At 52.8% G+C, this 13,732-nt stretch carries 11 protein-coding genes and 1 tRNA gene; 6 read left to right on the top strand and 6 right to left on the bottom strand.

Translation table 11 applies throughout. The annotated features are described in order from the left end of the window. On the top strand, positions 1-1,038 hold the full coding sequence (locus GCU45_RS16055; RefSeq protein WP_425281295.1) for an ABC transporter substrate-binding protein: 1,038 nt from the start codon (positions 1-3) through the stop codon (positions 1,036-1,038). A 373-nt stretch (positions 1,039-1,411) separates the two neighbouring features. Then, positions 1,412-2,515 carry a PdaC/SigV domain-containing protein gene (locus tag GCU45_RS16050; RefSeq protein ID WP_167527153.1) on the top strand — a complete coding sequence of 368 codons (1,104 nt, stop codon included), beginning with the start codon at positions 1,412-1,414 and terminating at the stop codon, positions 2,513-2,515. Positions 2,516-2,680: 165 nt separating this feature from the next. Here the strand turns inward: GCU45_RS16050 and GCU45_RS16045 are convergent, their stop codons facing one another. From GCU45_RS16045 to GCU45_RS16020, 6 genes are all read right to left on the bottom strand, one after another. After that, positions 2,681-4,123: an MFS transporter gene (locus GCU45_RS16045; RefSeq protein WP_208837051.1), complete on the bottom strand. Its 1,443-nt coding sequence runs from the start codon at positions 4,121-4,123 to the stop codon at positions 2,681-2,683. A 269-nt stretch (positions 4,124-4,392) separates the two neighbouring features. Further along, the gene (gene nrdF, locus GCU45_RS16040; RefSeq protein ID WP_089549396.1) at positions 4,393-5,349 is read right to left on the bottom strand and encodes a class 1b ribonucleoside-diphosphate reductase subunit beta; all 957 of its coding nucleotides are present in this window, start codon (positions 5,347-5,349) and stop codon (positions 4,393-4,395) included. 78 nt (positions 5,350-5,427) lie between these two features. Next, the gene (nrdE, locus tag GCU45_RS16035; protein ID WP_152399642.1) at positions 5,428-7,512 is read right to left on the bottom strand and encodes a class 1b ribonucleoside-diphosphate reductase subunit alpha; all 2,085 of its coding nucleotides are present in this window, start codon (positions 7,510-7,512) and stop codon (positions 5,428-5,430) included. Then, positions 7,499-7,858, bottom strand: coding sequence for a class Ib ribonucleoside-diphosphate reductase assembly flavoprotein NrdI (nrdI, locus tag GCU45_RS16030; RefSeq protein ID WP_145027353.1), 360 nt, complete (start codon positions 7,856-7,858; stop codon positions 7,499-7,501). The genes nrdE and nrdI overlap by 14 nt, the downstream gene beginning before the upstream one ends. A 430-nt stretch (positions 7,859-8,288) precedes the next feature. After that, positions 8,289-8,885, bottom strand: a complete 597-nt coding sequence (gene clpP / locus GCU45_RS16025; RefSeq protein WP_076173158.1) for an ATP-dependent Clp endopeptidase proteolytic subunit ClpP — start codon at positions 8,883-8,885, stop codon at positions 8,289-8,291. A gap of 209 nt (positions 8,886-9,094) precedes the next feature. Further along, a tRNA-Arg gene (locus GCU45_RS16020) sits at positions 9,095-9,169 on the bottom strand. 240 nt (positions 9,170-9,409) lie between these two features. Between GCU45_RS16020 and GCU45_RS16015 the strand changes: the two genes are divergently transcribed. The 4 genes from GCU45_RS16015 to tpiA all read left to right on the top strand — a co-directional run bounded on the left by GCU45_RS16015 (position 9,410) and on the right by tpiA (position 13,731). Beyond that, the gene (locus GCU45_RS16015) at positions 9,410-10,447 is read left to right on the top strand and encodes a sugar-binding transcriptional regulator (RefSeq protein WP_152399641.1); all 1,038 of its coding nucleotides are present in this window, start codon (positions 9,410-9,412) and stop codon (positions 10,445-10,447) included. A 79-nt stretch (positions 10,448-10,526) separates the two neighbouring features. Next, entirely contained in the window at positions 10,527-11,537 is a 1,011-nt protein-coding gene (gene gap / locus GCU45_RS16010) for a type I glyceraldehyde-3-phosphate dehydrogenase (RefSeq protein WP_076173156.1), read from the top strand. Positions 11,538-11,733: 196 nt separating this feature from the next. After that, complete coding sequence (locus GCU45_RS16005; protein WP_152399640.1) at positions 11,734-12,915, top strand: phosphoglycerate kinase; 1,182 nt, start codon at positions 11,734-11,736, stop codon at positions 12,913-12,915. Positions 12,916-12,978: 63 nt separating this feature from the next. Then, positions 12,979-13,731: a triose-phosphate isomerase gene (gene tpiA, locus GCU45_RS16000; RefSeq protein ID WP_152399639.1), complete on the top strand. Its 753-nt coding sequence runs from the start codon at positions 12,979-12,981 to the stop codon at positions 13,729-13,731. Position 13,732: the final 1 nt, after the last annotated feature.

The raw sequence follows: 13,732 nt of genomic DNA, 5'->3' as shown, positions 1-13,732 counted from the left end.
ATCGCCGGTCTCGTACTGGCTGGGGCACTCGCCCTCGTGTCGGTTGCATCCCTGGGAGGATGCTCATCTTCCAAGGAGACGCTTCATATTTACAGCTGGGCTGACAATTTTGACGAGCAGGTGCTCAAGGACTTCGAGAGTAAATTCAACGTCAAGGTTACGTATGACAACTATGCGAACAACGAGGATTTGCTGGCCAAAATCAAGGCAGGCGGCGGCGGATACGATCTGATCCAGCCTTCGGACTACATGGTCCGGACGATGATCGAGAACAATTTGCTGGAACCGCTGGACAAGAACAACATTCCGAACTTCGAGAACATTCAGGAATCGCTGAAGAACCCTGATTTTGACCCGGGCAATAAATACTCGATCGTATACACTTCCGGCGTAACGGGTATCGCGTATAACAAAAAATACGTGAAGGACACCATCGACAGCTGGGAGGATCTGTGGGACCCGAAATACAAGGGCAAGGTCCTTCTGCTGGACGACAACCGCGAAGTGATTGGCATGGCCTTGAAGAAGCAGGGGCACTCGAACAGCTCCCAGGATGAAGGCGAGATCAAGTCGGCCGTGGACGACCTGAAGAAGCTGCTGCCGAGCGTTCTTGCTTTCGACACGGATACCATCAAGCAGAAGATGATTCAGGAGGAAGGCTGGATCGGAACGGTATGGTCCGGCGACGCGGCTTTTATCTCGAAGGACAATCCGGATGTGGAATATGTCGTGCCAAAAGAGGGCGGGACGATCTTCTCGGACAACTATGCGATCCCGAAAGGGGCCGAGCATAAGGAGCTTGCGGAGAAGTTTATCAACTACATGCTCGATCCGCAGGTCAGTGCAAAGAACTATGAGTCGATCGGATACAGCGATCCGAACGCCAAAGCGATGGAGTTCCACAGCGAGGAATACCGGAACAACCATATGATCAACCTCTCCGAAGAAGAGCTGGGCCGGACGGAATGGCTCGGCGACGTAAAGGATACCCTGCAGCTCTATGACCGTTACTGGACGGAGCTGAAGAGCGGACGGTAGTAAGCAGAGGCCTTACAACGACCGTTAATATCGTTTAAGAACAATTGCCCTGTTTCGGGATCCATGCTTAAGCTGGCTTCCGGAACGGGGCATTATTTTTATTTCGTGAGCTTTTTAAGTCCTGGCGCGGTGCTGGTGTTCTATGAAGGGGGACTTCATGATCGCAAGGCCCGTGACCGATCGGATGAAGGAACACAAAGTTAACGTAAAGGTTAAGAGAGTTATACTTTTGGCTGGCGTAAACGACAATACTGTAACCCCGGTTGTAAACAAATCGGCTGAGGTCTTTTTTATAATAGGGAAGTGGTGAATTTGGGTAATAAATCATATGACTAGCACAAGCAGCAATGTTTGGAGAGGAGATTTGATAAGGATGAACAAGGGAATGAAATGGGGAGCCGCGGTGCTGGCCGCAGGCGTATTGATCGGAAATGCCGGCGTGTTTGGGGGATCGCAGGTGTCGGCTGCAGCCTCAAAGCCGGTCGTGAAGCCGGCTGCGCAGCCGGGAGTGGCGTTAAAATATAACGGCAAGGTGCTATCGCTGCAGGGGAAACTGGTTGACGGGGTCACCATGATTCCGGTGTCCATTTTGCGCGATGCCGCCGGTCTGCCGCTGTCTTATAATCCGGGTATCAAGACGTACACTGTCGGATCCGGGGTAACGAAGCTGAACCTGGAGGTTTCCGACTACGGGGTCAGCGCTTATATCAACGGAAGCTATGTCGGGGACAATTCGAACAGCTACGATGGAAAATTGATCGACGGCAAGCTGTACGTTCCTTTCAAGCTGCTGAACGACTATATGGGCTTCCAGGGCGTGTATACCGCGTCTTCCAAGACGTTGAGCCTGTCCAAGCGTCAGATGAACCAGGTGACAATCTCTACCGAACTCATCAAGGCGAGCGACGCCAATGCAACGATTCTGATCCGTTATCCTCAGTTAAGCGGGCTGGCTAACGCGGACGCCCAGGAGACGATCAACAAAGTATTTAAAGACAAGGCGGAAGCGTTCGCCACAGAAGCCAAGGCCAAGGCGAAAAAGCGCGATGCGAAGGTGGAGCACCCGTATGAGTTCGACGGAACGTTCCTGGTTACTTATAACCGCCAAGGCGTCCTGAGCATCGTGACGGATTCTTATGAATACACAGGCGGAGCTCACGGGATGACGGCACGCGAAGGGTTTACGTTCTCGCTGAAGGACGGCAAACAGCTGACGCTGGACAGCCTGCTCCACAATTCGGCCGACGCCAAGACCAAGCTGGACAAACTGCTGAAGCAAAAAGCGACCAAAGACGGCTTCACAGACGGCTTCAACGGACTGAAAAAGGACGCGGACTTCTATGTGAAGGAAAGCGGATTGACGATCTTCTTCCAGCAGTATGAAATCGGGCCGTATGCCGCCGGCTTCCCGACGTATACGTTCAACTTCAGCGACCTGCTGCCGAAGGGGACGGATCCGTTCGAAGCGGCGAAATAATGGAGCCGCTACAGCTGAGATGATGTAAGCTGAGTCAGATGATATAGAACGATTTATCCCAACCGGGAGCCGGTCAACGGTCCTCAAGGGATGATTTAATGTTGCCCAACCCCCGTTAAACCTATAACGGGGGTTTGGCTGTTTTTGCTGGACGGGCCACAGCCGTCATATTTTTCGTTTGCGGGGCAAAAACAAGGCGACAAGCGCGCCGAGGAGAATGCCGAGCGCCGCAAGATAAATGGCTGTCCGGTTACCCTCAGCTAATGCTTGGCGAAAAGCTTCACCCGTCATTTGATGCGTACCCGAGTTGGCGATGGCGATCAAGATGGCAAGCCCGATGGCATTGCCGATGTTCAAGGTGGTCGAGGCCATCCCGGAAGCGACGCCTTGGTCCTCCGGGGCTACACCGTTTGAAGCCGTGATCCACATAGCGGTCCAAGTGATGCCCTGGCCGATCCCGGAAATTACAAGGCCCGGAACGATCATCAGATAGCTGCTGTCTGTGTACGCACCTAACGGAATCAGTATGGTCCCGACAATTCCGATGATCATGCCGATAAGCAGCGTGCTTCGCGCCTCCAAACGGGACGCCAGCCGTTCGCCGAGCTGGGTGCCTGCGGCGATCGCCAAGGAAGGGATAATGAAGGCAAGCCCGGTTTGCAGAGCACTGTATCCGTGCACATTTTGAAATAAGGTTGTCAGGAAGTAAGGTAAGGCACCAAACGTCCCCATGTAGATGAATGTAATGACCATGCTGGCAGCCAAGCTGCGGTTACGGAAAAGATGGATCGACATTAAAGGAGCGGTGCTTCGTATTTCGATCAGAGCAAAGATCGACAAGAGGATCAGAGAAAGGACAGCACATATGATCATTTCCGTGGAGGCCCAGCCCAATTCGGGCCCCTGGACAAGAACATATACCAGGAGAGTAGCGCCTGCGGTTACCGTGGCGGCGCCGGGCACATCGAAATAGCGCTTTTGATTCCGCCGTTCGTCACGGGGAATAACGAACAGCGCAGCTAGTGCAACGATTCCTGCTAATGGAACATTCACCAAAAAGACCGCTTCCCAGCCGAATGCATTGGTCAATACCCCGCCCAGGATCGAGCCAATCGTCAGGCCGCTGGCTCCGGCCCCGCCCCATACGGCAAGAGCGCGGTTTCGGCGCGGACCTTCCTCAAACAATCGGTTGATCAGCGATAACGTGGCGGGAAACAGGAACGCTGCTCCGATACCTTGGATGGCACGGGCTATAATGATGACGAGCGGGTCCCAAGCCAAGCCTCCCAATAGCGAAGAAAGGGCGTAAAGGACCAACGCAAAAATAAACATTCGCTTTTGTCCCAGCATATCGGCAGCACGCCCTCCAAGAAGCAGGAAGCCTCCGCAGAAAACCGTGTAAGCACTCACCACCCATTGCAGGGACTGTTCCGAGAAGCCAAGGCCATGTCCGATCTCAGGCAAAGCGACGAAAACGATATTGATGTCGAGCCCGTAAATCAGCTGTGCTAGAGCAAGCAGTGCCAAACTCCATCCCATGCCCCGCTGCTTGACAGCAGCGATCTCGGATGTAGAGCCGCTTAGCCGAGATTGTTGATCAGTAGACATTCGTAGTTCACCCCTATAATTCAAATTATTTTGAAATGATTGGATCGGGAACATTATATTTCAAAATAATTTGAAATGTCAACAAGGAATTAAGCTGCGAAGGTTATCGAGTATTCCTGGAAGGAATAGAAGGGGAGACCAATACGTACGGCAGTACGACAATCCCAGAAAAAATCCCCTCTGAGCAAACGGCAGTGCGCTTTCCTGCACTTGTCTGTTCAAAGGGGATTTTGTTGTGGAGCGGAGCTCCTTTTGTTACTTGCCTGAACTTATACGTCAAACACGAAGTCGTCGTCGGACAGCGGCTCGATGTTGATCGCGCGGACGTAGCCGTTGCCTTTTTTCGAGAAGAAATCATGCTGCTTGGTGTGGGTGCTGATCCCGTTGAAGACGATCGGGTTGATCGGCTCTTCCGGGAAATGCGGCTCGAAGCCGAGATTCATCAGCGCTTTGTTGGCGTTATAGCGGACATAGGTTTTCACTTCCTCCTGCAGTCCGATCGGGCTGTACAGGTCATCCGTATATTTCACCTCGTTCTGATACAGCGTCTCAAGCAGCTCGTACAGCTCCCGGCGCAGCTCCTCCTGCTCTTCGAAAGAGAACTCCTGGAACAGCTCCTGGGCCAGCGTACCGACGTACAGGCCGTGAATGCTCTCGTCGCGGATAATCAGGTCGATGATTTCACCGCTGCTGGTCATTTTGCCCTGGCCGGCCAGGTAAAGCGGATAGAAGAAGCCGCTGTAGAACAGATAGCTCTCCAGGAAGACGGAAGCGGCCATCGCCTTGTAGAGATCGCGCTTGGTTTGAATATTTGCGTACCAGGATTCGATGCTCTTCGCTTTGAACTGCAGCTGTTCGTTGTCCTCCACCCAGCGGAAAATGGCGTCAATCTCCTCCGTCGAGGCGAGTGTGGTGAAAATGCTGCTGTACGATTTGGCGTGGATTTGCTCCATCATCGACATGAAGCCGAGCACGGCTTTGCGCTGCAGGCCTTCCACATGCTCCAAAATTTTCGGCATGCCGACGCCGCCCTGCAGCGTATCCAGCAGCGTCAGTCCGCCAAGAACATGCTTGTAGGCGGTGCGCTCCTCGTCGGTCATTTTGATCCAGTCCATTTTATCGTCAGACAAAGGGATTTCGTCGTCGGTCCAAAACTGCATGATGTTCTGCTGCCAGAACATGAGCGTAAAATCATCGTCGGGCCGGTTCCAGTTTACTGCTTTCATCAGACCATTGCTCCTTTTATAGAAGAAGGCGACAGGGGCTGTTCAAGCCCCCGCCGTCGCCTTGCGTAATATTCGAATTTAGACAGCGCAGCTGGTGCACTCTTCGATGGACAATTTTTTCGTCCGGGTGTAGTACAGCGATTTCAGCCCTTTCTGGGCGGCGTAAATATAGAAACGGGACAATTCCCGGGTCGATACGGTGCTGTTGACGTGCAGCACGGTGGAAATGCCTTGGTCCACATGCTGCTGGATTTCCGCGATCATGTCGATCAGGCGGAACTGGTCGATATTGTAGGCTGATTTATAATACCACTGCGTTTCCGCGCTGAGGAACGGCATCGGGTAATATGTCGTCGAGTTCGCGTAGGTACGCGTTTCGATATGCTCGACGATTGGCATGACGCTGGACGTCGCGTTCTGGATGTACGAGATGCTCTGCGTCGGCGCGATCGCCAGACGGTAGGCATGGTACAGTCCGTGCTTCTGCACAAGCGCCTTGAGCTGCGCCCAGTCCTCAGGGGACGGGATCTCGATACCTTCAAACAGCTGCTTCACGCGTTCCGATTGCGGCCGGAAGTCCTTTTCGAGGTAGCGGTCAAAATAGGTACCCTTCGCGTACTCGGACTTGTCGAAGTCCCGGAACGTTTCGCCGCGATCGCGCGCGATTTCCATGCTTTGCTCCAGCGAGTAGTAGTTCATCATCATGAAAAAGGTGCTTGCAAACTCGCGCGCTTCCGCGCTCTCGTATGCGATTTTGTTTTTGGCCAGGTAACCGTTCAGGTTCATGGCTCCAAGGCCGACGGAGTGCAGCTCCTTGTTGGCGAGGCTCACGCCCGGCGCGTTCTCCACGCGGGAGTGATCGCTGACGACCGTAAGGGCCTCGATGCCGACGCGGACCGATTCCTTGATTTTGCCCTGCTCCATCACGTTCACGATGTTCAATGAGGCCAGGTTGCAGCTGATGTCCCGGCGGATCACGTCGTCGACGCCATAGTCGTTAATTTCCGAAGTCTCCTGCAGCTGGAAAATTTCTGTGCACAGGTTGGACATTTTGATCTGGCCGACATCCTTCAGCGCATGCACCTTGTTAGCGTTCGATTTGTTCACGATGTACGGATAACCGGACTCGAGCTGGATCGAAGCGATTTTCGTCAGCATGTCACGGGCGCTCATGACGGTTTTCTTCGTCACCTGGTCATTGGCGAGCAGCTCGTCGTACATTTCGTCCATATCGAGGTCGTCCAGATGCTTGCCGTAGGCTTTGTATACCGAGTAGGGGCCAAAGACCACAAGCGGCTTGTTCTGGGCGGCGAGTTCGTAAAATTTGTTCGGGACAATCAGCCCGATCGACAGCGTCTTGATGCGCAGCTTCTCGTCGGCGTTGATTTTCTTCGAATCAAGGAACTCGATAACATCCCAGCCGAAAATGTTATAGTATCCGGCACCCGAGCCTTTGCGCTGGCCCATTTGGTCGGCATAGGAGAACGCGTCCTCCATCAGCTTCAGCACCGGCATGATGCCTTTGGCCGCTCCGGCCACTCCTTTGATCGGTTCACCGCGCCCACGCAGCTTGGACAAATTGACGGCTACGCCGCCGCCGATTTTGGACAGCTGCATGCAGGTGCCGAGCACGTAGTTGATCGAATTGAGCGAATCGTCCATTTCCAGCAGGAAGCAGGAGACTAGCTCGCCGCGGCGGCTTTTGCCGGCATTGAGGAAGGTCGGGGTCGCTGGCTGCAGCCGCTGCTCGATCATCGCTTCGGCGATACGGAGCGCTTTACCGATATTTCCTTCGCCCAAGTACAGCGCCACGATGGCGACGCGGTCCGGGTACTGCTCCAGGTACTGCTTCTTGTCGTTGGTTCTCATCGCATAGTCCTTGTAGAACTTCGAGATCGCCATGTAGGACTGGAATTGGAAGTCGCTGCTCGCCGTCAGGTTGAACACGGACTCGACTTCGTCGTAGGTGTAATGATCAAACACGTTCTCATAGTAGTCGTTGCTGATCAGGTAATCCAGCTTCTCGCGCAGGGAGCCGAACTTCATCGTATCGCGCTCCACTTCCTCCATAAAGGCGGCAACCGCCTCCCGGTCTTTTTCCAATTGAAAGTAACCGTCCGATCCGCGCTGCATAATTTCGTTGTTGAGTTCAATATGCTTCAATGCTCCGCACCCTCTCTTTGAAAATCTCCGTATCCCGCATCGTTCCCGAAAGCTCGAACTTGGTGATGACCGGCACATGGTACATCTCCGATATCGTATCCGCGCTCTTGGCGAAACGTGGCCCCCAGTTCCGGTTGCCGCTGGCCGACACGCCGCGAAGCATGCGGTTGTTCTTCGACAGGAAGTTGGACACTTTCTCAGGCACCTGCCCAAAACCCGTTGTATACGTTACGAGCACATAAGGCTCATTCACCTGCTCCTGCTCTTCGATCGGAATGGCTCTCATGTTCAGCTTGTTGATAAAGCGTCTGACATTGCCGGTCTTGGAATCATAGACGATCAGCATGATCCTTCACTCCTGAATAATGTTCTCTGCCGTGGTCACGGGCGCAAAAAAAACGTCTTTTGACGTCATTGTAGATAACCACACCACATATCGTGGTCGTTATTCTTGTGATCACAGAATGGTTCAGCTTCGCTGAAAAATTAAAATTAATCTTCTTAAAATAACACCGGAATGAATGGTGTGTAGTGGGAAATTATGTTATATATACTATGCCGCTGACAATCAATATGTAGATGGTTTAAAGCGGGTATTAAGAATAATACATCAATATATTGATGTGGTCAAGACTATGAGAATCATGTTCATGGGCGCACCTTGCAGCCTGCTTGACGCCTTGATAAACAAAAAAACAGGGAGCCTCCCGGTGATCCGTAAGCGGATCGATTCGGGGAGATTCCCTGTTTTACTTCGGTTCCAAAGCCGCGAATATTTACACGCCTTGGATTGGAGTGCTTTCCAGAACTTTATCGATCAGTCCATATTCCTGCGCTTCAGCTGCGCTCATGAAGTAGTCACGGTCGGTGTCTTTCTCGATGCGCTCCAGCGGCTGTCCGGTACGTTCGGACAGGATGCGGTTCAAGGTGTCGCGCATTTTCAGAATGCGGCGGGCGCGGATTTCGATATCCGTAGCCTGGCCTTGCGCACCCCCGAGCGGCTGGTGGATCATGATCTCACTGTTCGGCAGGCCGAAGCGTTTGCCCTTGGCGCCGGCGTTCAGCAGGAACGCGCCCATGGAAGCGGCCAAGCCTACGCAGATTGTAGATACGTCCGGTTTGATGAACTGCATTGTATCGAATATCGCCATACCGGCCGTAATGGATCCGCCGGGGCTGTTAATGTACAAATGGATGTCTTTCTCCGGATCTTCGGCTGCGAGGAACAGCAGCTGGGCGATGATAGAATTGGCGACCACGTCATTGACTTCGGTGCCCAGGAAAATGATGCGGTCTTTCAGCAAACGGGAATAGATGTCGTAAGCCCGTTCACCGCGGTTGCTTTGTTCGACGACCATAGGAATATAACTCACGTGGAAAACCTCCCTTAATTGGCTCAAAATAGGTCATTCTATACATACTGTTACCGTATTAACCACATGATAAACAATTTCAAACAAAAAGTCAAAGAAAGTCAAACTCGAGGTAAAAAAAAATAGCCATCTGATTGGCTGTGGTGCGTTTGGTTAAAAACATAACGTAGAACGGTTGCCGTTCTGCGTTCTCTTCTATTGAAGAAAAATGGCGCGCCCGCGAGGAATTGAACCTCGATCTCAGGCTTCGGAGGCCTACGTCATATCCATTGGACCACGGGCGCAAAATTCAATAGCAAGAGTTATTATATGATAGCTTGCATCAAAATGCAAGGGTTAAGTTATTAATTTTTTCGAATCAGGAAAATGCTGTATAGGAGGAAAGGCTGATGTGAATTATAGTCAGTGGACTACTTGCAACCAGCGCCATTATTGAGTAGAATAGTGGTGGGACTTAAAACGTTGACCCGGGACATTTTAGGGCCAGGGGAGAGAGGGAAGCGAAGTTGCAGGAGTGGAAAGAAATGCGGGATATATTAGAGATACAAAAGCAGCTTCTGCCTGATCTCGTGGACGTTCTCAAGACCAGATATACCATTCTTCATCAGATCAAGCTGTCGGAGCTGATCGGCCGGAGAACGCTCGCTGCATCCCTGCATATGACCGAGCGGGTGCTGCGGGCCGAGACGGATCTTCTCAAGTCCCAGGGCCTGGTTGAGATCGAGAGCTCTGGGATGAGGGTCAGCGAGGCGGGAAGCAAGCTGCTCGAACAGATGGAGCCGATGGTGAAAGTGCTGTTCGGCCTCAATGATCTTGGCGAGAAGATCCGCCAGACGTACGGCTTGCGCAAAGTCGTGGTCGTGCCCGGGGATTGCGAATCGTCGCCGCTCACGAAGCGTGACTTGGGACGCGCGGGTGCCAAAGCGCTGCTTGGCGTCATGAACCAAGGGGACACCGTAGCGGTGACTGGAGGCTCAACGCTCGCCGAAGTGGCGGAGCAGTTGACGCCGCAGGCGGCCGTACCGATGAAGAACAGCTGGTTCGTGCCAGCTAGGGGCGGACTTGGCGAAAGCGTGGAGTTTCAGGCGAACACGATCGCATCCACGATGGCCAAGCGCGTCGGCGCGCAGTACCGGCTGCTGCATGTGCCGGACCTCCTGAGCGATGAAGCGTATCAGTCGCTGGTGCAGGACCGCAACATCCAGGAGATCGTGCAGGCGATCAGGCACTGCCGCATCATCATGCACGGCATCGGGGACGCAATGGAGATGACCCGCCGCAGAAGGCTGGATCCCGCCGCCGTGGAGGAGATCCGGTCGGAAGGAGCCGTAGCCGAATCCTTTGGCTACTATTTTAATGAACAAGGCGTTGTCGTTCATAAAATGATGACTTTGGGGCTGCGGCTGGAGGACATTATGCGGACCGAGACCGTCATCGGCATTGCGGGCGGCCGAAGCAAGGCCAAAGCGATCCATGCGGTGCTCAAATTCGGCCACGAGGACATTCTGGTGGTTGACGAAGCAGCCGCTATCGAGATCTGCCGGGAAATCGACAGCGAGTAAACAACATTCCTTTTGATGTCATGACAGGTATCTACCTGTTTTGAATAAATAAAATACGAACTTTTGGGAGGACTATTCAATGAGTGTAAAAGTAGGCATTAACGGTTTTGGACGTATCGGACGACTCGCTTTCCGCCGTATTCAAAATGTGGAAGGCATCGAAGTTGTAGCCATCAACGACCTTACTGACGCTAAGATGTTGGCCCATCTGCTCAAATATGATACAACGCAAGGCACTTTCAACGGAGACATCGAAGTTCACGACGGTTTCTTCAAAGTGAACGGCAAAGAAGTTAAGGTTCTGGCGAACCGTAACCCTGAAGAACTTCCTTGGGGCGATCTTGGCGTAGACATCGTTCTCGAGTGCACAGGCTTCTTCACAACGAAAGAAGCTGCTGAGAAACACCTGAAAGGCGGCGCTAAGAAAGTTGTAATCTCCGCTCCGGCTACAGGCGACATGAAGACGATCGTATACAACGTTAACCATGAGACACTGGACGGAACTGAGACTGTAATCTCCGGCGCATCTTGCACAACGAACTGCCTGGCTCCTATGGCCAAAACGCTGAACGACAAGTTCGGTATCGTTCAAGGCTTGATGACAACGATCCACGCTTACACTGGCGACCAAAACACCCTGGACGCTCCGCATCCAAAAGGTGACTTCCGTCGTGCGCGTGCAGCTGCAGAAAACATCATTCCTAACTCCACTGGCGCTGCAAAAGCGATTGGTCTGGTTCTTCCAGAACTGCAAGGCAAACTGGACGGTGCCGCTCAACGCGTACCTGTACCAACAGGTTCCCTGACTGAGCTCGTTACAGTTCTGAACACCAAAGTAACGGCTGACGAAGTAAACGCAGCAATGAAAGAAGCTTCCGATCCAGAAACTTACGGCTACACTGAAGACGAAATCGTATCTTCCGACATCAAAGGCATCACGTTCGGTTCGCTCTTCGACGCTACTCAAACGAAAGTGTTGACTGTTGGCGACCAACAGCTGGTTAAAACCGTTGCTTGGTACGACAACGAAATGTCTTACACTTCCCAATTGGTTCGCACATTGGCATACTTCGCTAAGATCGCTAAGTAATATCGGCCATCCCATAGCGAAAACATCCCGAGCGGAAACAGGCATCCTATGTTTCCGCTCTTTAAAATATAGAATGTATAAATTTTCAGCAGAGCTGAGCCATTCTATGATTGCAAGCTAAATGTCCTAACATGCTGAACCACGGGGCTCAGGAGACTGTCCCGTTAAAAATATGGGTGCGGAGGGAAACAATACGATGAACAAGAAGTCTGTACGTGATGTAGAAGTAAACGGCAAGCGCGTATTCGTGCGCGTTGATTTTAACGTGCCATTGGAAGACGGCAAAATTACCGACGATACACGGATCCGTGAAACGCTGCCAACGATCAACTACCTGATCGAGCATGGCGCGAAAGTGATTCTGGCCAGCCACATGGGACGTCCGAAAGGCGAAGTGGTAGAATCCATGCGTCTGACACCTGCGGCAGAGCGCCTGTCCGAGCTGCTCGGTAAACCGGTTGCCAAGGCTGACGAAGCAGTTGGCGACGCGGTCAAAGCGCAAGTGGAGAAGCTGAACAATGGCGACGTGCTGCTGCTTGAGAATGTCCGCTTTTACCCTGGCGAAGAGAAAAACGATCCGGAACTTGCGAAGCAGTTCGCTGAGCTGGCTGACCTGTTCGTAAACGACGCGTTTGGTGCCGCTCACCGTGCGCATGCTTCGACCGAAGGTATCGCCCATTACCTGCCGGCTGTTTCCGGCCTGCTGATGGAGAAGGAGCTTTCCGTACTTGGTAAAGCACTGTCCAATCCGGAGCGTCCTTTCACAGCGATCATCGGTGGTTCCAAGGTTAAGGATAAAATCGACGTTATCGACAACCTGCTGAACATCGCGGATAACGTTCTGATCGGCGGCGGCCTGTCCTATACGTTCATGAAGGCACAGGGCTATGAAATCGGTCTGTCTTTGTGCGATAATGAAAAACTGGATGTCGCGCTCGGATTTATCCAAAAAGCGAAGGATCTCGGCAAAAACTTCCTGCTTCCGGTTGACATCGTCATCGCGGACGATTTCAGCGCCAATGCGAATGTCGACATCGTCGAAGTCGGCAACATCCCTGAGAAATGGGAAGGCGTGGACATCGGACCGAAAACCCGTGCCAAGTATGCAGAGATCATCAAGAACTCCAAACTCGTGGTATGGAACGGACCGATGGGCGTATTCGAAATCGATCCTTTCTCCAACGGTACACGCGAAGTGGCAGAAGCCTGCGCCCAAACCGAAGGCTACACCATCATCGGCGGCGGCGACTCGGCGGCAGCGGCAGAGAAATTCCATCTGGCTGACAAAATGGATCACATCTCCACTGGCGGCGGTGCATCCCTCGAGTTCATGGAAGGCAAGGCTCTTCCTGGCGTCGTGACACTGAACGACAAGTAAGCAAGAAGCGCCGAAAGAGCGCGGAACGTACGGACCCGTAAGGACAAAAAAGGAGTGAAAAGTGTGAGAACACCTATCATAGCCGGCAACTGGAAAATGTTCAAAACCGTTCCAGAAGCCAAAACGTTTATCGAAGAAGTCAAAGGCAAAGCTGAAGTTGAAGGCGTGGAGAGCGTCATCTGCGCTCCGTTCACGAACCTTCCCGCTTTGGTGGAAGCTGTGAAAGGCACAGCGATCAAAATCGGTGCGCAAAACCTGCATTTTGAAGATAACGGTGCGTTCACCGGGGAAATCAGCGGCGTGATGCTGAAAGACCTCGGCGTAGACTACGTCATTATCGGGCACTCCGAGCGCCGGCAGTACTTTGCCGAAACCGACGAGACCGTGAACAAAAAGGTTCAAGCGGCATTCCGTCATGACCTGACTCCAATCGTGTGCGTCGGCGAGAAGCTGGAAGAGCGCGAAGCCGGCCAAACGAAAGACGTATGCAAAGTACAGACGGAAGCAGCGTTCCAAGGCTTGTCCGCAGAACAGGCGGCTCAAGTGGTTATCGCTTACGAGCCAATCTGGGCGATCGGAACCGGCAAGTCCTCGACTGCGCAGGACGCAAACGAAGTGATCTCTTATATCCGCAGCCTGGTTGAAGGCCTGTATGGCAAAGAGGTGGCGGATCAGGTTCGTATCCAGTACGGCGGCAGCGTGAAGCCGGAAAACGTTAAAGAATACATGGGCCAAAGCGACATCGACGGCGCGCTCGTTGGCGGTGCCAGCCTGCAGCCGGCTTCGTTCATCCAGCTCGTTGAGGGGGCGAAGTAAG

The sequence above is a fragment of the Paenibacillus cellulositrophicus genome (genome assembly GCF_009363095.1).
Classification (GTDB): domain Bacteria; phylum Bacillota; class Bacilli; order Paenibacillales; family Paenibacillaceae; genus Paenibacillus_AQ; species Paenibacillus_AQ favisporus.
The sequence above is the reverse complement of the archived record's forward strand: the minus strand, read 5'-3'. Positions and strand labels throughout refer to the sequence as shown.